Below are 20,846 nucleotides of genomic sequence, written 5' to 3'. Positions count from 1 at the left end.
GGTCTTTAGTGTGATTTTTTTTAATAAACAACTAGAAGAAAAACAGTTATGTTCATTTATATTTTTTCTCGTGACGTTATGTTCCTTGATATTTTTACCCGAAATTATTGCTCAAGATTATTTCCCATTATCAGCATTAGAAATAAGTAATTCTGAACAGGCCGTTATTGACTTAAGTTCGTTTTCTATACCTGGTGGACAGTTGCCAGGAACATATAGAGTCACTGTTTTTCTTAATGGGACAGAAAAAGAGAACAGGGATATTAACTTTGTTCAGAAAAATGGAAAATTATTTGCTGCGTTAACTGTTGATGATCTAAAACGATTGGGCGTTAAAATAGCTGCTTTTCCTGAATTGTTGAAGCTGCCTGCCAAACAGATTTTGTATAATATTGAGGATTACATTCCCTACGCCACAATATTATTCGATTTTCATCAACAACGCCTTGAAATTAATATTCCGCAAGCAGTTATGGATAACATAGCCAGAGATACTGTTCCAACCGATTTATGGCAACAAGGGGAGTCTGCTTTTTTAATTAGTTATGATTTTAGTGGTTCACATAATCATAATCGTAACGCCAGTAGTCAAAATTATTATTTAAATTTGCATAATGGCATTAATATCGGTGCCTGGCGCTTTCGAAATCAATTAGTTTATAACTATGATTCGCAACGAGGTAAGAATAATTTATCGTCCGTTAATAGTTATATTCAACGAGATATTCATAAATTAAAAAGTCAAATAATTTTAGGTGAAACATTTACCAATAATGATGTTTTTGACAGTATAAAATTCGTTGGTGCGTCAATTATCTCAGATGATTTAATGTTACCAACTAGTCAACGTGATTTTGCGCCGGTTATTAGAGGAATAGCGCAAACAAACGCACGCGTTACGGTTCGACAAAACAATTATATCATTTATGAAAATTATGTTCCGCCAGGTCCCTTTGTGATCACCGATCTTTATGCAATATATGGTTCTGGTAATTTGCATGTTACAGTCACGGAAGATAATGGCAAACAAACAAAATTCATTCAGCCATTTTCATCAGTGCCAATAATGCAACGAGAAGGAAAATTAAAGTATCAGTTTACCTTGGGACGCTATGCTAATTCGAAATCAAATTTTTATAAACCCTATTTTAGCGAATTAGCATCAATATATGGGGTTTCTAATCGATTAAGTTTATTATCTGGTATCCAGGCTGCAGAAAATTATTTATCTCTTTCCCTTGGTTTCGGGTTAGGTTTAGATGATTTTGGTGCCTTTTTTTTTAATGTAGTATTTGCTGATGCAAATTTGCCTAATAATAAACATAAAAAAGGACAATCTTATAAAATTCAATATGAAAAAAGTATTGATGAAATAGGAACATCCTTTAATTTTTCGGCAAATCTTTATACTAGCTCTGAATATTATTCTTTTCCTGAAGTAAATAGACCTTTAAGAAAACAGGATGCCGAAAATGGACAAAATAAACTTAGCCAATTTCAGTTTACGCTCAATCAAAATCTGGAAGATTTTGGTAATTTTTATTTTTCTGCTTATTGGCAGAATTATCGTCGAAAAAAAGGCACTACGCAGTCATTTTCTGCCGGATATAATATTAATATTGCTGATATTACCTTTGGATTAAATTTATTTTTTAATAATAATGATGAATCTACTGAAAATAAGGATAAACAAATAGCATTTAATGTTTCTGTTCCATTTAGTAAATGGTTACCTAGCGGCTGGATCACTTATAATATTAATAATAATACAATAAATGGGCAACAATTAGCCATTAATGGCAGTTTATCTGATAACGATGATTTATTATATAATGTTCGGGTTGATAACAATTATACAAGTTTAAAAGAATTTGGTGGCGGTATTTCTTTGAATTATACCAATAGTTTGGCTCGTATGAATGTAGGATATAATTATAATAATAACGATCGTTCATTTAATTATGGGCTTTCAGGTGGTGTTATTGTTCATCGAAATGGTATTGTTTTTTCTCAACCATTAGGGGAGACGGTTATATTAGTTAAAGCCGATGGTGCGGTAGAAACTAAAATATTAAATCATCGTGGTGTTAAAACAGATGGACGAGGCTATGCGGTGATCCCCTATAGCGAACCATATAATTATAACTATATTACGCTTGATACTGAATCATTAGCCAATGGGGTAGATATTGATAATCCGGTGCAAAAAGTGGTACCAACTCGAGGAGCGGTAGCAAAGGTTAATTTTCATGTGCGTCGCGGTAATCGTATATTGGTCAAATTATCCCAAAATAATAAGCCCGTCCCTTTTGGTGCTATCGCCACATTAATTGATGGTGATAGCCATGGTATTGTTGGTGATGATGGTGAATTGTATTTAAATGCAGTACCTGATTTAGCCAAAATAAGAGTTCAATGGGGAAAGGGTGAAAAACAGCAATGTTATGTCAAAGTAGATCTTTCTAAATTACCAAGAGAATCAGATATATTAGAAATGAATGCCAATTGCTATAAGCTTAGTCATTTTTCAGCATAAAATATAATAGGGATTATATGATATTTAATTTTAATATAGCTTCATTGATAATTTTTATATTAATAATTAATTATAGCCAATTCACTATTGCAGCTGCATGTTTGGTTGATAAAGAAGTAGAAAATATTACATTTAATGAAATATCTATTGACGTTAATAAAAAAACACTCCCCTATGATATAGAAGAAAGGGGTAGTCCGATTAGCGTAAATTGTAAAGGTAAACATAATCAATATATCTATGTTAGATCTATTGATGGCGTTGGCTCTGTTAGTGGAAATATTTATAATACTAATCTTAAAGGAGTGAAATTTATTTTTAGTTTGGAACGAAATCGAAACGGCTCTTTAAGAAGAATACATACTGATAAATATAGAAGGATCGGTAATAAACGCGTGTTTATTGGTCATTTTAGTCTTCGTATTTATCCTGGCTTTCAATCGGGGAGAATAAATCCAATAAAAATAACACTAGCACGTCGTGATGAAAACAAACAAGATACCGATGAAATATTATTTACTTATAATATTGCTGGCATAAAAATTAAAGAGCATTCTTGCATAGTAAAAACACCAAAATTGAATGTTCAGATGGGAACAGTATTTAAAAAAGATTTTAGAGGTAAAGGCAGCACCACCGGAGAGCGGACTTTTAATATTGAGGTAAACTGTAAAGATGTTAATCAAGCCTATATTACCTGGCAAGGAGGAAATTCAAATGGCGTTATACCGGCTGATACAAATTCGACAGCAACAGGGGTTGGGATTCAAATTTTTGCTAATAATACACCTGGGCACCTCGAAAAACTCGAAATCTTCAATGGCTCTCCGGCTTGTCTCTAAATAATTAGATGTTTTTTGATCCCCCCGCTACTAATCCTACCGTCCATTGCCATGGACAGTGTCATTTTGTCCATTCTGGGCGTTAAAAAGCTAAGATGCCGGTACGCTGGAAGTACGCCAACCGCTTTAGGTTGTAACATGCTGCCATCATCGTCATGGCAAAATTAGCGCGCACTTGCCCAATGGTACGGATCAGTTTTCTACCCATTTGTTCCATCGCCGCGAATGCATGTTCAACCCGTGCCCTAATCTTTGCAATCCGGTGGTTGCGCCCTTGCTGAGTCTTGGACAACGGTTTATTTCGATGGCCTTTACGCTGAATCTGGCTCCTATAGCCGTTTGCCTTGAGCCAAGCTTCCCGTTCCGCAGAGGGATAGCCTCGGTCGGCGTAGATATTACGGTTGGTGTTGGCCTTGTCGATGACCCTCTCGAAATGCTGACTGTCGTGAGTGCTGGCCGTATCGGTGACGATTTTTCTGATGAACTTGTACTTCTTGTCCATGTTCACAGAAAGCTTATAGCCATAATGGCTCTTACCGTGTTTTTTAGTCCACGTGGCGTCTAAATCTTTTGCCGCCGCTTGGTTGGTTTCCAATGAGCAGGTATCGCTTCCTGCTTGAGTTGCTCCTTTTCGTCCTTCGTGAACGACTGCTTCGGAGCAGGTACCAAGGTGGCATCGATGATTTGGCCTCCCCGAGCTATAAAGCCTTTCTTCAAAAGCTGTGAGGTTACACCATCGAAAATGGCTTTAGCACCAGCTTCACCGATCCTGTTCTCGAACGTCCACACAGTGGTACGGTCAGGTATATTGATGGCATGGAGCAACCCACAGAAACGCTTGAAGCTCATTCTGTCCAAAAGCTGGTACTCCATCTGCTCGTCAGACAGGTTGTAGATACGCTTTAGAACTAAAATGCGAACCATGGTCTCGGTTGGAAATGGTGGACGTCCTCCTTTTTTGCTGACAGGGCGTGGTACCACATGGTCGATTTCCGCTGCCAGATGCGCAAAGTCTATACAGGTTTCGATCTTGACCAGAGGGTCGACCAACTGGTCAATCGTCTGTAGGTGATACTGGTCTGCAAGGAGGTCATACTTAATGGCGTTTCTTTTCTGCATGGTGGTCAGGGCAATAGGTCAGTTTTCGATAATTTTATCTGCGAAATCAAACTCTGGTTAGGTTTTTCGAGGTGCCCTGTATTGAGGTATACACTTTAAGTCATTTTAACTTATCACGATTAATGCGATCAAAGACGTGAATTTAGGCGGTAGGGTGGCATAATTTCCAGCTATTGGGAATACTAATAAATTATTATTGTATTATTTACTATTAATTATTTGTTATATCAAGGCGATTGCTACTATAGAAAAAATGGCACAAAATATTGCTGATGATGTGTTCTATTGGATGAAATAAATTTATGATTAAAATCTTTTTGGCGATCTCAATAGGCTCTGCGCTTGGTGGTATCTCACGTTGGCTTTTGTCAACCAAATTAAATCCATTAATTGCACTTTTACCATTAGGGACTTATCTGTCAAATGTTATTGCTAGTTTTATATTAGGTCTTGCTTTTGCTTATTTTGCTAACCATTATACCCTATCACCTGAGTGGCGATTGATGGTAATGACCGGTTTTTGTGGTGGTTTATCAACTTTTTCTACCTTTTCATTGGAAGTTATGCTCTCCTTTCAGCAACAGCGCTACTATCATGGATTTTTGGAAATCTTAATTCATGTGGTTAGTACCTTATTGGTAACTTACCTTGGTATAGTGATTTATCAATTAATTCAGAATCGCTAGTATCTGACAATTTTTGTCAACCTAAATTGCTTAAAGACACTCTTTTTCTGCTAAATCTAACGCAAAATAGCTCAAAATCAGATTAGCACCGGCACGTTTGATGGCACCTAATGTTTCTAGCGCAACATCGATTTCATTAATCGCGCCTGCTTGAGCAGCAAATTTAATTTGGGCATATTCACCGCTGACCTGGTAAGCTGCTAATGGCAGTTCAGTTCGCTCACGAATATCACGAATAATATCGAGATAAGCACCAGCAGGTTTTATCATTAAAACGTCAGCGCCTTCTTGCTCATCTATCAATGATTCTCTAATTGCTTCATGACGATTCATTGGATCCATTTGATAACTTTTGCGATCACCAATTAAGCAAGAGCCTGCCGCTTCGCGAAAAGGGCCATAAAGGTTAGATGCAAATTTGGTTGAATAGGACATAATACCGGTGTTAGTAAAACCGGCTTTATCCAGCGCCTCACGAATTGCCCTGACTTGCCCGTCCATTGCGGCAGAGGGCGCAATAAAATCAGCACCAGCATTTGCCGCAGTGACTGCTTGTCGGCCGAGGTTGAGTAATGTTGCGTCATTATCAACGCCATTGCTACCTAAAACACCACAGTGGCCGTGGGAGGTGTATTCACAAAAACAAGTATCTGACATGACTAGCATATCGGGTACGCTATCCTTGCAGGCTTTTGACATACGGGCAACTAAACCATTCTCTTGCCAGCTATCGCTACCTGTTTCGTCAAGATGATGGGAAATACCAAATAACATCACTGACTTGAGCCCGGCTTTAGCGATCCGTTCGATTTCATAAGGTAATTTGTGTTCCGGGATACGAAAAACCCCAGGCATAGTTGCAATAGGCTGATAATCTTTAATTTCTTCTTCCACGAAAAGGGGCAATATAAGATCATTTAGCGTTAAAATTGTTTCTTTAAATAAAGCGCGAACTGTTTCTGTTTGACGTAATCGCCTTAAACGACGAATAGGCTGTTGATATTGCACACCTTCTCCTTGCTATTGTTACATAAATTATAATTAATCATATAATTTTTTTAATAATAATATTTGCATCGTATTATAAATGCTATTAATTCATCTTACATCTTTATTGATAGCGCTGTTTCTCTATGCATGCCATTTTGTCTTATTGGCTGAATCCTAAATAGAGATAAATAATTAATACGATTATTGCGGTAACAATAGCATAAGGCATCTGGGTTCTGATATGTTCAATATGATCGCAATCAGTCGCCATTGAAGCAACGATGGCGTCGCTAGAAATTGGCGAAGTCATATCACCAAAAATCGAGCCGGTAATTGCTGCTCCGATCATTAATTCGGTAGGCATATTAACGGAAAGCGCTAATTGCACGCCAATTGGGATCATAATAGCAAAAGTTCCCCATGAAGTGCCGGTTGCTAATGACATGATAGCGCTGATTAAGAAAATGAAAGCTATCGAAAACCCTGCCGGCAACACGCCTGAAGAAATTTGTGCAATATAAGCACCAGTATTAAGATCGGCAGAAACATTGCCCATTAAAAAAGCTAAAATCATCACTGAGCTAATTTTGATCATGCTGGCGTAACCGATATAAATTTCCTTAAAGAAACTTTCGATCGTCAAAATGCGGCGGGCTAAAAACCAGATAAACGAGACTAAAGTACCAAACATAACTGCCCAGTAAACTGAGGTTGAGCCACTGCCTTTAGTGAACTCGCCATTACCGGTGATATATAGAGCGATAGGTACCATTAAAACTGTTGCCAGAATAGGAATAAAAAAGTTCAATACAGTGTTGGTTGCTGGATGATCAATGACTTCCTCATCAGTAATGGAAGATAGCTGATGAGATCGATGTTGATTGGCAATCGCTTTTTGTTCAGCTATTTTCATCGGCCCCCATGAATAATCGGTGAGGATATAAAATAGTACTGAAGCTAGTGATAACCAAGCCATAATATTATATGGCATAGCGGTAGCAAGAATTTCGAATGGTTCGCCAGAAATAAAACCTTTAGAGATTTGTACGCCAATAACCCCCATCATGGCTGCTCCCCAACCATTGATCATGACAGAAGAACATACAGAGACACCAGAGGTTTGAATAATATAGGCCATTTTTTCTGCGGAAACACCATAATATCTAGCAATATTTTTAGTGGAAGCACCAGCGACTAATTGATTAATAGAACTCTCAATAAAAATGATTATTGAAATAAACATGGCTAGCAGTTGAATTGCTTTTTTATTTTTTATTAAACGCGTTTTATTGGTTAGTAAATATACTAAACTTCTAACACCGCCGGTGACGCTAATTAACCGCATAATTCCGCCAATTAACAAAATAAAAATAATAGTTTGTGTATTGCCGGGGGAGGCAAAAGTAGCAATAATTCCTGTTAGTGTTGCTTGAATGCCTAACAAAATATTGTGATCGTTAATAACGGTATAACCAACTAAAATACCTATCAATAATGATAAGATTACTTGACGTGTTATTATCGCGAGTATAATAGTGATAAGCGGCGTAATTACTGTCCAAATTCCGTAGTCATTCATTGCGATACCCTGTCTCTAGCTGAGTATTAAAAATTAAGTGCTTGCTCTAAATCGTTAATTAGATCGTCAATATCTTCTATCCCTACGGATAAACGTAATGTTGTATTGTAAATGCCCATTTTTACTCTTTCATCTTCAGTCATAGCGGCATGGGACATGGTTGCTGAATGATTTACCATGCTTTCAACACCACCTAATGACTCGGCCAGAACAAAATATTGCAATTTGCTGATAATATTTTTTACGTTATCTCGATTGCCATTAATGTTAATGGTAACAACAGCGCCACCAGTTTTCATTTGTGTCTGACAAATATGATACTGGGGATTATCTGATAGCCCTGGATAGTATACTTTTGTGATATTACGATGATTATTTAAAAACTTGGCAATTGTCAGTGCATTAGCGCATTGTCTTGTCATGCGAAGATCTAAAGTTTTTAATCCCCTTAATGCAAGATAAGCATCAAAAGGTGAAGCAATAGCACCGATGGTTGTTTTAATAGCATCAATTTTATCGGCTATTGTAGATTGATTAGTGATAACGGCGCCACCGATCAAGTCTGAGTGTCCGCCTATGTATTTACTGGTAGACAACATGACAATATCAGCGCCTAATTCAAGGGGTTTTTGATTCCAGGCAGTAGCAAAAGTATTATCGACACAGGTTATGATGTTATTTTCTTTTGCCAACTGACAAATTTTACTGATATCAACAAGTTCTAATAGCGGATTAGTAGGGCTTTCTATCCAAATCAGACGGGTATTATTGCGTAAATGCTGTTTGACTAGTTGGAGATTATTGAGATCAATATAATCAACTTGATGGCCACTTGTTTCTTTGATTAACTTTTCAAATATACGGTAAGTACCGCCATAGACCCCTTGCATGGCAATAATATGAGAGTTTTGTGGTAGTAAATTTAATATTAGTAATGTTGCAGCGACACCCGATGCGGTTGCGGTAGCATAAATACCCTTTTCAATATCGGCAAGTAACGTTTCGTATGCATAGCGAGTTGGATTTTTAATTCTTGAGTAGCTAAATTCACCATTTACATCAATATTTTGTTGAATAAAACTACTTGCTGTGGTGATAGTGGGGAAAAGCGCATTATTAGCTTTATCAAGCTGGTTTCCACCATGAATTAAAATAGTTGAAAATTTTGCCATTATAATCCTTATATTTTTTTCTAATCAGTGTTAATTCATTATATGACAATAAGTATAGTTGTATAAATGGATAGAATTACAATAGATTCGTGTTAACCAAAGGGGCTATTTGATATATTTGTACTATTATATTTATCCTACACCAATATGCTAAGGAGTAATAGCGTATTTTATAAAATAACAAATATTTTATATTTTATTTATTTCTCGTTAATAGAATATATATTTTGTTTTTATAATATTAAATTACTAAAAATGTGGTATTTATAATGGTAGATTGGTAAATAAGAAATATTACAACTTAAAAAATATAGACTTCATAATATTCTTATGAATTATTTTTTAAAATAATCTATTCTTTTATTTTCATTACGTCTTGATATTAATGTTTTTATATAAAAATCAACTAAGTATTTCCAAACAAAAATAAAATATTGTTATATTTTTGTTTGCATAATCATAATGTAAGTTAAATTTTATTGTATGAAGTTTCTATTCACAATATAAAATAAATTTCTATTTATCATGTAAGATGGAAGAGTCATATTTTGATTTTATTTTAGTGTTAAAATCTATCAATGATAGCTTATAAAGATAATTACTATCATTAATTAGTGCTTATAGAAAATTAAAAAATAGCATAAAAATAAATTTATCACTTACAACAAAAGGAAAGTGGCTATTTAGTGGCTAGTTAAAGCGGTAAAGAATAGCTAACTTTTATAGAGTGAACGAAATATTAGTTATTAAAATTTAAGTTTATTTTTATACAGCAAAAAATTAATGATAAGAAAAATTGGAGCATTAAAAGATGATGAATTAATTAGTTGTGAACAAAAGCCTGCAGTACATATCAAATATATATTTATTGGTATAATTTTGTATTGAAAGGGGAAAATAGTATCTTATATCTACTTTTGTTTAAAAAACAAACATAAATAGATTGAGATATCATTAAAAATATTTAATAAACTAATTTATTAGTCAATAAATTAATGTTGTGTGTAAGTAATAATAAATTTATAACAGTAGATTTTATTTGATAAAATATTTAGAAATAACAAAATAAATTTATTATCAAATAAAATATCAAAAAAGAATATCTTATTGTAAAAGTTTAAAAAATATTTATTATTAGATAATAAAATGTTTCATTTTGGATGATTTTAAGCATTAAATGTTATTGTTAAATTATAAATAAATTGATTATGTTTATTTTTTGATGCGCAAATAAAAAATATTATAATATTCTTTATTATCAATTGGTTATTAAAATGTTTATTTTTTGATAGTTTTAGGCTATCAATAATGCGTAAACGGATCGATAAAAACAAATTGCATAATTGAGGTAATATGACTTTAATCTTTTCTTGTAATAGATAACTATTATAATATATTATTATACTTCCTATATATTTTATTATTTAAAAATCATACTGATGCTTGTTTTCATTAGCGGAGTTAAGTAATGGAATTAAAAAATTTAAATTTATTCATATTAGTGGTAAGAGTTGTTTAACCTTCAATCATTTTATTTAATGTAAATAATAAAAAATCTGTAGAATAACGGATAGTGTAGAGCAATTTTATTATGGATACCCTTTTCAAGGATGGCTATTAATTAGACTATTAAATAAAGTTGTAGAAGAGGATGCTTATTATGAAACATCAAGATTTAGTTTTTCAATTTTTAGATTATCGATTGCATTGCAATGAAATGCTGATGAAAAATGGAGAAATTATTGCAGTACCACCTAAAGAATTAAGGGCATTAAGTTGTCTAGTGGCTAATAGTAAAAAGATTATAAAGAAAGATGATATCGTTGCTTATGTTTGGCAAGGTGGCGAAGTAAAAGATGAATCAGTTGTTCGTTGCATATATTCATTGAGAAAATTGTTTAAACAGGAAAATTTGATTATAACAATTTATGGTAGAGGATATTGTTTTAATAGTGATGTAAAACTTATTGATTTAAATGCAAAGAATGATTATTTATACGAAATTCCTAACCATGATAAGCGGCAAAGTGGGCTTTATATGCAAAGTATTGGCAGAATATTACCTGTATTCAAAGAGGGTATTTGTTCTTCAAATACAATAAAGGATAGTTTTCAGCGTTTAACATTGAACATTAAATGTAAATAGTCATGATTTCGTCATAATTTGGTTGTGATCTTTGGGTTATTTTAAGGTTTAATGAGATCGTGTTTTTTGCTAGAAGCTGGTTTCATGTTAAGGAGCAAGTTTTGCGGCAGAGTGAATCTATGTGGATAAAATATGACGAAATTTTATTAGAAAATCCAGTTCTTTATTATGTTACGGCAGTAAGTAAAACAGAACTTCGTATTAGTTCAAAAGGAAATCAAGAAATTTGCTGTTTCGATATTGGAGAGAGTGGGATCATGATGATTTTACCTTCTAAAATAGATGTTCTATCGGGTGAAATCAGGTTAAAAAAAGAAAATATCTTACATTTAGCTAAAATGCAGGCTTTTATTGATAAAGCAAATAATCAAATCCATAATTTTAAGAATAATTACCTTTCTGCTTTTATTAATTTTAATTTTGATACTTATAAAAAACAAAAAAATCTTGAATATTGGTTTTTGAGTCAACAAATTAATAAAGAAAAAAAAGCAGAAAGGTTTTCTTCTTTATTACGCCAAAATGAAGAATATCGTATTGTCAGTTTTCTGCTTGAAGAATCGATGTCAGAAGGAAACCAAAAATTACAGAAAATGAGTGTAAAATATGGATTATCTGTTTCTTACTTTAGAAAATTAGCAGGAAATGCATTAGGGAATTCTCCTAAAACTGAGTTAAAAAAATGGCGATTAGTTAATGCGTTATTAGATTTAAACGATAAAAATCATAATATTACACAAATAGCTTTTAAATATGGTTATTCCAATTTGTCTCATTTTTCTGATGAAGTGAAGAGTTTTTTGGGGATAAGTCCGAGCCGGTTAAAAAGATACTATCAAAGGAAAGGATCTAGTGTCACCGATGAAGAAATTATTGATAAGAAAAGATAGCAGTATATTAATTTTTTTAGTGTTTTTAAATTTCATATTATTGTCCAGTTCTAAAGCTGTATCAGAGCAAAATATCGAATCAGGTTATATTGCTAAAAATGAAACTATACGTGGTGTTTTTGATGCCCTATCTTCGGTTATTAATAAACCAATCGTAGTTAGTCAGCTTGCTGTAAAAAAGAAAATAACTGGCGATTTTGATCTTAAATATCCACTGGATACTTTAAAAGACATTACTCAGCAACTTAATTTGATGTGGTACGATAATAGTCAAGTAATATATATTTGTGATGCAATTGAAATGCGTGATACTGTTATTACCTTACATAATACGACAATTTCTGAGATAAAAAATTTTTTAAAAGATTCAGGTCTGTATGATGAACGTTACCCATTGCGCTCAGGTAGTAACAATCGTTTATTTTATATATCTGGGCCGCCAGTCTATATTGAGACGATAATTAATACTGCTCAGTTTTTAGATGAAGTGACTACAAGCTTTGATGGCCAAGAAAAAATAGCAATTGTGCCATTATATAATACTTTTGTAGAGGATCGTCATTATCAATATAGGCTTAATGATATTATTATTCCAGGAATGGCATCAATAATAAATAAATTGATGGATGCTTCAAGTAGTAATATTGCAAAATTAAAAACGCATACGCTAAAAAAAAATCAAGATGATTTAGCTAATCAGAATAATAATTCATTACTAACAGAAGATTTATCATTAAATAAAGGTGCGGTTTCTATTATATCTAATCCTGGTAATAATAGCTTATTAATAAAAGGTAATAAAGAACAAGTAAATTATTTACGAAAGATTGTAGAACAGCTAGATATCACTAAAAGGCATGTTGAACTATCAGTATGGATTATTGATATAGAAAAAAAAGCGCTTGATCAGCTTGGTATAAAATGGAGTGGTGGTGCTAATATTGGGCAAAAATTAGGTATATCGATAAATGCAGGAACAAGCACTATTGATGGGGCTAGTTTTATGGCAGATATATTTGCATTAACAAGGAATGATAAAGCAAATATTGTTTCTCGGCCAATGGTACTAACACAAGAAAATATTCCAGCAATATTTGATAATAATCGAACTTTTTATACTAAATTGATTGGAGAAAGAGCGACAGATTTAAAAAATGTTACTTATGGTACAGCCATTAGCGTATTACCTAGGTTTACTCTTGATAATCAAATAGAAATGATGATTACCGTTCAAGACGGAAGTCGAGGGCAACAGTTAACTGATCATTTACCAGAAATAGGACGAACAGATATTAGTACTATTGCTAGAGTACCTCAGAATAAAAGCTTATTAATTGGTGGTTATACTCGTGATGAACATAGAAATATAGAAGAAAAAATACCATTACTGGGAGATATTCCTTATTTAGGTAATATATTTCGCTATACTACTGAAAAAAAGGATAGTTTGGTGAGAGTATTTCTTATTCAACCTAAAGAGATTACTAATCCTTTAGGTTTGAGTGCAGAAAATATTGCTAAAAAAGTAATAGAAGATAGATTTGATAATAAATTAGAAAATTGGATGTCAAATTTTTCGAGTAATCGTTGATGAGTAATAACATAAATAATTCTTATAATATTGTCCAGTACATGCTGCGTCATAGACAAAAATTAATTATGGAAAAAGTGAATACTCAGGAAAAAGTGGATCGATACGAGGCACTCGACGATGAAAGTGAGAGCAAAATTGAAGAAAGGCATCAATATAACCAAAAAAAATTTGGTAATGAACAAGGAAAAGCACTATTACTATCGCAAACTAGACAGAGAAGAGAATTAGTTAAAAAAAGTGAATTAGAAAATTGTAATGAATTTGACTATGTTTTGGATGATGAAATCGATCAAAAAATCGATAAAGTAGTAAATATTTTATCTGTGCCAAAAATTTCTCCCCAAAATTTAGTAGCACAGCTTAGAAAATTAATAACTGATGATAGTGATTTAGTAATTGTATTACGAGCTTTAATTAGGCGTAATATGCTACATGAAAAAAAAAGAAAAAAAATAACAGATGTATTAAGTTATGTAGAACAAACTACGAATAAAAAACGATTAAAATCAGGAATTAATGTTGCTCTTAAAGCACGTATATTTAGCTCTAAAATAGATGTTGAACCCTATTTACTGCGTGAGAGCTATAGACAATTTATTGAAACGGATCTATATGAGATACAAATTTATGGTAACTGGATTTCAACCTATGGAACAGAAAATCGAGAAATAATTTTGCAATTTATCGAAAATGCAACGATTACTGATATTAATTCCAATGATCCCAGTTGTAGCCGAATAGAATTTGGTAATCTTTTGTCAAGATTAAATCAAATAAAAACAATAAAATCATGTGATAAATTCTTTATTGAATCTTTAATTAACTATTATAAAAGTAAAGCAATTCCCTTTCGGGAGTTAAACATAGTATTATTTTTTATTAGTGTACTTGAAAAACCTAATGCTATAGGTAATTTTCTAGATTTATTATTAAAAGCGGATAGTGGTAATGAAGATAAAGGAAAAATAACTCAATTAATTTATAATTTAATAAAAAAATTGCCACTATGTATTTTTATTGATATGAATGATAAAGAAATAATAAAAGAGCAGTTGATAGAAAAATTAAATAATTTTTTTCATTTAAGATAGTATAAATCACTATAATATTTGAGTAAATATGAATAAATTTCTAAATGAAATAAAAAAACATTCAGAGCTGTTTGTATTAATTTTAGTTTTTGTCATCATTTCGATGTTGGTAATTCCTTTACCTACATATTTAGTTGATTTTTTAATCGCGTTAAATATTATTTTATCCGCATTAGTATTTTTATCTTCATTTTATGTAAATAGAATACTAAATTTTTCATCATTCCCTGCCATTTTATTGATAACAACATTATTTAGATTATCCCTAACCGTCAGTACAAGTCGATTAATATTAAGTGAAGCTGATGCAGGGGAGATTGTCGCTGTATTTGGGCAATTTGTTATTGCTGATAATTTAGTTGTTGGGTTTGTCATTTTTGCCATAGTTACTATTGTACAATTTATGGTTATTACCAAAGGTTCAGAACGTGTTGCAGAAGTTGCTGCCCGTTTTTCTCTGGATGGTATGCCAGGCAAACAAATGAGTATCGATGCTGATCTACGCTCTAGTATTATTGATGCAGAAGAAGCTAAACGTCGGCGCAGTGTTGTCGAACGGGAAAGCCAGCTGTATGGATCTTTTGATGGTGCAATGAAATTTATCAAAGGTGATGCAATTGCGAGTATTATTATTATTTTCATAAATTTTATTGGCGGCATTAGTGTTGGTATTAGCCAACATCATATGGATTTTTCGCATGCTTTAGCAACCTATACGATTTTGACGGTAGGTGATGGATTGGTTGCACAAATCCCTGCTTTATTAATAGCGGTTGCAGCAGGTTTTGTTGTTACCAGAGTTAATGGTGATAATGAAAACTTAGGTAGAACGATCATTAACCAGTTATTAACTAATCCTTTAATTTTGATTATTTCAGCAATTATTGCATTGAGTATTGGCAGTTTACCTGGCTTTCCTTTTATTGTTTTTTTATTGATTTCGGCAATATTAGCTAGCATGTATTATCTTCAGTTTAAAAGAAATAAACCAAATAAAGAAGATACGGCATTGATTGAAAAAAATGAAATAACGGACTTAGAGATAGATAATCAAGGGGTGATTAATAAAAAAACAAATGAAACGATCCCTTTAATTTTGGTTGTTAATAAAAGCGTAATTGAAAATTTAAAAAAAGAAAATATTTCTGCTAAATTAAAAAATAAATTTTATCTAGATTATGGAATAAATTTGCCTGATATCATAATAAGTGATTCTGATGATTTAGAAGAAAATACCATAGTGCTATTAATTAATGAAATAAAAGCAGATCAATTTTATATTAGATACGATGGATATCGTCTTATTAATAAGACAGATGAAATTGAACATCTTGGGATTGAAAAGATTACTATTAATAATGATATTTGGATAAATGAAACGGATTATGAAAAAATAAAAGAAATAGGATATTTATGTCGCCATTATATAGATGAAATTTATTTTAATTTAGCCAATATACTCACTCGTTATGTACACGAATATTTTGGTATACAAGAAGCTAAGCAAGAAATTGATAATTTAGAAGAAAGGTATCCAGATCTTATTAAGGAAGTCGTAAGGCATGCAACAATTCAAAGAATAGCAGAAATATTACAACGGCTAATTAATGAAAAAATATCAATAAAAAACATGAAATTAATTATGGAAACTATTGCACAATGGGCACCAAAAGAGAAAGATGTTATTTTACTTGTCGAACATATTCGTAGTGCATTAGGAAGATATATTTGTCATAAATTTTCGCGAGGAAATAATTTAAACGTTATTTTATTATCAAATGAAAATGAAGAGGTTATTCGGAGTAATATACGAAATACCTCGGCCGGTGCTTTTTTGAATTTAGAACCTAAAGAATCTGAATATTTATTAGATAAAATATCATTAGCATTAGATAGCATGCCGTTATCTTATAATGATTTTGTAATTTTATGTTCAGTTGATATTAGAAGATTTTTAAAAAAGTTTGTTGAAAATAAATTTAACAATGTGGATGTTATTTCTTTTGGTGAATTAACAGAAACGGTTTCCGTAAATGTATTGAGAACGATTTAAAACTAAATGGAGAGAGTATGCATATTGATATTGCCTTATTAGTTCGTGATGCGCTAGCACATAGTGGTTGTGATAAAAATTTAATTTCTGATTTTGATGGACATTCAACGATTACATTAGAATTTAGTGATTCATTAGATATCAATATAAGTATTGATGATAATTATGTATGGCTGTGGAGCCCTCTTTGCGAAGTGAGCAGTAATTTGATTTGTCAATTAAGCGAAAAGATATTAAATAAATTAATGGAAGAATGCCTGTTTACCGTGACAAAACAGTTACAATTAGTTTCTCGTAATCAATATATTAATTTGGCAGGCGTCGTAGCTCCTGCATATTTAGTCGATGGAGCCAGCTTTTCTGCGGCGTTAGAGGAATTCTTCCACTTAATAAATAATTATTCAGAGATGCTTTGTTAGAGATGCTTTGTTAATGAATGAAATTACTTTAAGCCATAGAATATATAAAATTCAGTCGCTATTAGGAACAGTGATTGAAGCCAATATTGCCGATTGTGAAATTGGTGAAATTTGCCATATTCATAAAAATTGGCGAGACACGAAAATTATTGCTAAGGCACAAGTTCTTGGTTTTCGAAAAGATACTGTAATACTAGGGCTAATTGGTGAATCGATAGGGATCTCAAAAGAGAGTGTTATTATTACATCAAAAGAACATTTTACCATAAAACTTTCATCAGATTTATTGGGTTGTGTCATAAATTCAATGGGAGACATTGCTGAAAGTTTTAAAGAAAAAAGTGGTTTATTAACTAATGAAAAGCGTGGGATCAACCAAAGTTCACCAAATTATTTGCAAAGAAAACCAATACAACATCCATTTGTAACCGGTATTAAAGCGATCGATGGACTAATTACCTGTGGAATTGGTCAACGATTGGGTATTTTTGCTTCTGCTGGATGTGGAAAAACATCACTGATACATATGATGATACAACATGCCAGTGCAGATATTTTTGTTATCGCATTAATTGGTGAACGGGGGCGTGAGTTGACTGAATTTGTTGATACACTGAAACAAACTGGTCATATTGATAAATGTGTTATCGTCTACGCCACTTCTGATTACTCTTCAATAGATCGGGTAAATGCTGCTCTGGTTGCTACAACAATCGCAGAATATTTTCGCGATGCAGGAAGTAACGTAGTACTGTTTTTAGATTCAATAACACGTTATTCCAGAGCATTACGCGACGTTGCATTAGCTGCAGGAGAACCGCCAGCCAGACGCGGATATCCTGCCTCTGTATTTGAAGCATTGCCAAAATTATTGGAACGGCCAGGGCTTACACAAAAAGGGGGAATAACAGCATTTTATACTATATTATTAGAAAGTGATGATGAGCCTGATCCGATTGCAGAAGAGATCCGTTCTATTCTTGATGGACACATTTATTTAAATCGTAAATTGGCAGAAAAGAGTCATTACCCTGCTATTAGTATTCTACAAAGTATAAGTCGTGTAGCTTCTCACATATGTGATCAACAACATTTGAGTCATGCCGCTCAAGTTAGAAAAATTTTAAGTAAAATTGAAGAATTGAAAATATTTATTGATTTAGGTGAATATAAAGAAGGCGAAAACTGTGAAAACGATGAGATGTTATATAAATATAACAAAATAAATAGTTGGCTTATACAATCTCAAGATGAAAAAAAATCCTTTGAATCAATAAAGCAAGAGATGTATGAGATTTTATCGTAATGTAAAAAAAAGGCATACTTTAATATGTCAAAAAATAAATCAGAACGATATTTTACTGCAAAACCTAGATAATAGAATAATGATAATTGAAAATAAGATAAAAGAAATCAATAAAGAAATTTTATTTGTTAGTAATTTATTGGCAGATATTAATAATGTGGGGTTATTATCAAGAGATGAGTTGTTTTCAATAAAAAGAAAACAAGCGGTATTTAATCATAAATTAATAGATTTAAAATTGGAGAAAGCAAAAAAGGAAGCTGATCATCAAGTTATTATTTTAGAAAAGAAAGAAAAATTAAACACTAAAAAAATTTTACATATGAAAAGCGAAAAGTATATTTTTTTATTAAAAAAAGAAATGGTTAAAATTATTCAAAGGAAATATCTTATTGAAGAAAATGAAATAGAGGAAGTTCTTTATGCCAAAAGTCAGTTCAATAAAAACTTTTAATATACAATCAAAGCAGAATGGAACATGCTCATTAGATGATATTATTAAAGAAAATATAAAAAATAGCAAACCATTATCTAAAATCGATTTATCAAAAACTAATGATATTAATTTATTATATGATAATACTATATTTCATGATGGTAGATATAGCTATGATCTTGATGAAGTTAACTATCTTAGTGATGTTGATGAAACTGATATCTTAATGAAAAATGAAGAAAAAGATAATACAATAGTAGATAATCAACTTTATAATATTTCTTTAAGATTATCTGATGTTAGCATAGAAAATATTATAATAAGTAATCAATCAATATTTAAGGCTTCTGGAAGTATAGAGGAATTAAAAAATGATAACTTTAGTAATCATAAAAAATATGTTCAAACTGATAAAAAATCTAGTCGGATACACCATGTAAAACATGAAAATAGTGTTATAAAAAAAGAAAATATTGCCAATAAATTAAGTATTAATAATACAATCGATGCAGATTATATAACTAACTTAATTCACTTTGTTGGTTTATCATCTCGTGGGCAGAGCAAACAAATTAGGGTAAATAATTTATTTAACTATCAAGAAATGAATTTAACACCAAGTTATGAAACAATGCCAATAAGTTATAAAAGTAATATTGATTGCAATTACCATTCAAGACTTATTTTATCTAAAAGAACTTTTAATAAAAAAATAGAAATGCCATCATTGGAAAATTTACAAAAAAATAAATGTATAAGAAATAATTTCATTAATTACAATGAAAATAAAGAGTTGAAATATTTTTTCAAAAAATGGGGAAAAACACATTATGTGGATATAAGTATAAATAAAAAATTCCAATGTTATCCAATATTTAGCTTTAATCCATCAGATTCATTGGTTGATAATAGAATTCATAGTTATTTGAATAATAATAGTAACTCTGAAAAAAATCTTCTTATTATAAGAAAAGATAATAAGGATGAATTTAATGAAAAAAGCGATAAATACCAAATTTTCTTTGAGGATGAGGAATGATAAAAAATTATTTTCCTATAAAAAGTCACAAAGAAATTAATTTAAAACAATTATTAATTACTTGGCAAAAAAAAGGAATTAGTCAAAAAAGATTTCCATTACCAAATGGAGAGCTATTATTATCTTTTTCTACCAATAAAAATTGGAAAGGGATCATAGACCTTAGAGAATGGTTAGAATTAATAAAACCAGATTTAAGCAGTTTATCTATGTATGCCTGGAAATTTGATGAATTAGAAACTCTTTTTTTAAATAGCTATACATTAAATGAATTTTTACCTTCTGAATTAGAATTTAATACTTTATATAGTAATGGAAAAGTTAATTGTAATGATAGCGATTATAAAAATATCATCGCTATGCTCAGAACAGATTATGGTAATATCTGGATCCATGATATTGATAATAACTTGAATCATGTAAGTAAATTAGAAAAATATAAATGTGAACACATCCCAGTGGAACTAATTTTAAGAATGGGATTCAGCAATATAACTGTATTAACTTTAAATAAGGTTAATCTGGGTGATATTTTATTTGTGAATCAGCAAACACATGATGTGGTTATTCAAAATAAAGTTATCGGACATTTTACTAATGATAATGGAGTCTATATGATAAATAAAAATTTTTATAATGATAATATTGAAGATACAATCAATGACGATGATAATCTAATAGAATCTAGTGATAATTTAAGCTCTAAAAGTGATATACCCATTACACTTGAATATATTTTACAGAAAAATAAAATTCCTTTATCAGAATTGGAAAGTATTTTTCAAGGTAAGGTACTACCATGTGACTTAGCCGCAGAAAATAATATTAAAATTGTTGCTAATAGGGTTTTAATTGCAAAAGGAAATATAATTTGGATTGAAGATAGATTGGGTGTAGAGATCACTCATTTATTTCATAACGAAAAATAAACAATTGTTAATACAGAGA

At 31.5% G+C, this 20,846-nt stretch carries 16 protein-coding genes and 1 pseudogene; 13 read left to right on the top strand and 4 right to left on the bottom strand.

All coding sequences use genetic code 11. The annotated features are described in order from the left end of the window. The first annotated feature begins 10 nt into the window (after nucleotides 1-10). Entirely contained in the window at nucleotides 11-2,536 is a 2,526-nt protein-coding gene (locus WH390_RS01375) for a fimbria/pilus outer membrane usher protein (RefSeq protein ID WP_238565686.1), read from the top strand. A 101-nt stretch (nucleotides 2,537-2,637) separates the two neighbouring features. After that, nucleotides 2,638-3,378, top strand: a complete 741-nt coding sequence (locus WH390_RS01370; RefSeq protein ID WP_187290948.1) for a fimbrial protein — start codon at nucleotides 2,638-2,640, stop codon at nucleotides 3,376-3,378. Nucleotides 3,379-3,460: 82 nt separating this feature from the next. Here the strand turns inward: WH390_RS01370 and WH390_RS01365 are convergent. Continuing rightward, a pseudogene (locus WH390_RS01365) lies at nucleotides 3,461-4,497 on the bottom strand (IS5 family transposase). A gap of 302 nt (nucleotides 4,498-4,799) precedes the next feature. Between WH390_RS01365 and crcB the strand changes: the two are divergent. Then, nucleotides 4,800-5,183: a fluoride efflux transporter CrcB gene (gene crcB / locus WH390_RS01360; RefSeq protein ID WP_032115444.1), complete on the top strand. Its 384-nt coding sequence runs from the start codon at nucleotides 4,800-4,802 to the stop codon at nucleotides 5,181-5,183. A gap of 30 nt (nucleotides 5,184-5,213) precedes the next feature. On the opposite strand, the gene hemB is transcribed toward crcB, so the two are convergent. The 3 genes from hemB to WH390_RS01345 all read right to left on the bottom strand — a co-directional run bounded on the left by hemB (nucleotide 5,214) and on the right by WH390_RS01345 (nucleotide 8,924). Beyond that, the gene (gene hemB, locus WH390_RS01355) at nucleotides 5,214-6,191 is read right to left on the bottom strand and encodes a porphobilinogen synthase (RefSeq protein WP_032115443.1); all 978 of its coding nucleotides are present in this window, start codon (nucleotides 6,189-6,191) and stop codon (nucleotides 5,214-5,216) included. A gap of 142 nt (nucleotides 6,192-6,333) precedes the next feature. Continuing rightward, nucleotides 6,334-7,752 carry a Na+/H+ antiporter NhaC family protein gene (locus tag WH390_RS01350; RefSeq protein ID WP_032115442.1) on the bottom strand — a complete coding sequence of 473 codons (1,419 nt, stop codon included), beginning with the start codon at nucleotides 7,750-7,752 and terminating at the stop codon, nucleotides 6,334-6,336. Nucleotides 7,753-7,778: 26 nt separating this feature from the next. Continuing rightward, nucleotides 7,779-8,924: a PLP-dependent aspartate aminotransferase family protein gene (locus WH390_RS01345; RefSeq protein WP_032115441.1), complete on the bottom strand. Its 1,146-nt coding sequence runs from the start codon at nucleotides 8,922-8,924 to the stop codon at nucleotides 7,779-7,781. 1,660 nt (nucleotides 8,925-10,584) lie between these two features. Between WH390_RS01345 and WH390_RS01340 the strand changes: the two genes are divergently transcribed. The 10 genes from WH390_RS01340 to WH390_RS01295 all read left to right on the top strand — a co-directional run bounded on the left by WH390_RS01340 (nucleotide 10,585) and on the right by WH390_RS01295 (nucleotide 20,827). Continuing rightward, nucleotides 10,585-11,070: a winged helix-turn-helix domain-containing protein gene (locus WH390_RS01340; RefSeq protein WP_052044885.1), complete on the top strand. Its 486-nt coding sequence runs from the start codon at nucleotides 10,585-10,587 to the stop codon at nucleotides 11,068-11,070. Nucleotides 11,071-11,171: 101 nt separating this feature from the next. Then, nucleotides 11,172-11,960, top strand: coding sequence for a helix-turn-helix domain-containing protein (locus WH390_RS01335; protein ID WP_148305558.1), 789 nt, complete (start codon nucleotides 11,172-11,174; stop codon nucleotides 11,958-11,960). Then, nucleotides 11,932-13,551: a type III secretion system outer membrane ring subunit SctC gene (sctC, locus tag WH390_RS01330; RefSeq protein ID WP_032115439.1), complete on the top strand. Its 1,620-nt coding sequence runs from the start codon at nucleotides 11,932-11,934 to the stop codon at nucleotides 13,549-13,551. The genes WH390_RS01335 and sctC overlap by 29 nt, the downstream gene beginning before the upstream one ends. Continuing rightward, nucleotides 13,551-14,645, top strand: coding sequence for a type III secretion system gatekeeper subunit SctW (sctW, locus tag WH390_RS01325; protein ID WP_032115438.1), 1,095 nt, complete (start codon nucleotides 13,551-13,553; stop codon nucleotides 14,643-14,645). The genes sctC and sctW overlap by 1 nt, the downstream gene beginning before the upstream one ends. Before the next feature lie 28 nt (nucleotides 14,646-14,673). After that, nucleotides 14,674-16,698, top strand: coding sequence for an EscV/YscV/HrcV family type III secretion system export apparatus protein (locus WH390_RS01320; protein WP_052044884.1), 2,025 nt, complete (start codon nucleotides 14,674-14,676; stop codon nucleotides 16,696-16,698). Nucleotides 16,699-16,715: 17 nt separating this feature from the next. Beyond that, on the top strand, nucleotides 16,716-17,117 hold the full coding sequence (gene spaK / locus WH390_RS01315) for a hypothetical protein (RefSeq protein ID WP_032115437.1): 402 nt from the start codon (nucleotides 16,716-16,718) through the stop codon (nucleotides 17,115-17,117). A 13-nt stretch (nucleotides 17,118-17,130) separates the two neighbouring features. Continuing rightward, nucleotides 17,131-18,423, top strand: a complete 1,293-nt coding sequence (gene sctN, locus WH390_RS01310; RefSeq protein WP_032115436.1) for a type III secretion system ATPase SctN — start codon at nucleotides 17,131-17,133, stop codon at nucleotides 18,421-18,423. After that, entirely contained in the window at nucleotides 18,407-18,877 is a 471-nt protein-coding gene (locus tag WH390_RS01305) for a hypothetical protein (protein ID WP_032115435.1), read from the top strand. Before sctN ends, WH390_RS01305 begins: the two co-directional genes overlap by 17 nt. Then, a complete protein-coding gene (locus WH390_RS01300; RefSeq protein WP_032115434.1) occupies nucleotides 18,846-19,898 on the top strand; it encodes a hypothetical protein in 1,053 nt (350 codons plus the stop codon). The genes WH390_RS01305 and WH390_RS01300 overlap by 32 nt, the downstream gene beginning before the upstream one ends. Continuing rightward, nucleotides 19,895-20,827 carry a FliM/FliN family flagellar motor switch protein gene (locus tag WH390_RS01295; protein WP_032115433.1) on the top strand — a complete coding sequence of 311 codons (933 nt, stop codon included), beginning with the start codon at nucleotides 19,895-19,897 and terminating at the stop codon, nucleotides 20,825-20,827. Before WH390_RS01300 ends, WH390_RS01295 begins: the two co-directional genes overlap by 4 nt. The last annotated feature ends 19 nt before the right edge of the window (nucleotides 20,828-20,846 follow it).

The organism is Candidatus Arsenophonus nilaparvatae, assembly GCF_045346035.1.
In the GTDB taxonomy this organism is placed as follows: Bacteria; Pseudomonadota; Gammaproteobacteria; order Enterobacterales; family Enterobacteriaceae; genus Arsenophonus; species Arsenophonus nilaparvatae.
The sequence above is the reverse complement of the archived record's forward strand: the minus strand, read 5'-3'. Positions and strand labels throughout refer to the sequence as shown.

Bases quoted from the DNA above. Each gene is read 5' to 3' on its own strand.
- crcB (WP_032115444.1), top strand. From the start codon at position 4,800: ATGATTAAAATCTTTTTGGCGATCTCAATAGGCTCTGCGCTTGGTGGT.
- WH390_RS01350 (WP_032115442.1), bottom strand. From the start codon at position 7,752: ATGAATGACTACGGAATTTGGACAGTAATTACGCCGCTTATCACTATT.
- WH390_RS01345 (WP_032115441.1), bottom strand. From the start codon at position 8,924: ATGGCAAAATTTTCAACTATTTTAATTCATGGTGGAAACCAGCTTGAT.
- WH390_RS01340 (WP_052044885.1), top strand. From the start codon at position 10,585: ATGAAACATCAAGATTTAGTTTTTCAATTTTTAGATTATCGATTGCAT.
- sctC (WP_032115439.1), top strand. From the start codon at position 11,932: ATGAAGAAATTATTGATAAGAAAAGATAGCAGTATATTAATTTTTTTA.
- sctW (WP_032115438.1), top strand. From the start codon at position 13,551: ATGAGTAATAACATAAATAATTCTTATAATATTGTCCAGTACATGCTG.
- WH390_RS01320 (WP_052044884.1), top strand. From the start codon at position 14,674: ATGAATAAATTTCTAAATGAAATAAAAAAACATTCAGAGCTGTTTGTA.
- spaK (WP_032115437.1), top strand. From the start codon at position 16,716: ATGCATATTGATATTGCCTTATTAGTTCGTGATGCGCTAGCACATAGT.
- sctN (WP_032115436.1), top strand. From the start codon at position 17,131: ATGAATGAAATTACTTTAAGCCATAGAATATATAAAATTCAGTCGCTA.
- WH390_RS01305 (WP_032115435.1), top strand. From the start codon at position 18,407: ATGAGATTTTATCGTAATGTAAAAAAAAGGCATACTTTAATATGTCAA.
- WH390_RS01300 (WP_032115434.1), top strand. From the start codon at position 18,846: ATGCCAAAAGTCAGTTCAATAAAAACTTTTAATATACAATCAAAGCAG.
- WH390_RS01295 (WP_032115433.1), top strand. From the start codon at position 19,895: ATGATAAAAAATTATTTTCCTATAAAAAGTCACAAAGAAATTAATTTA.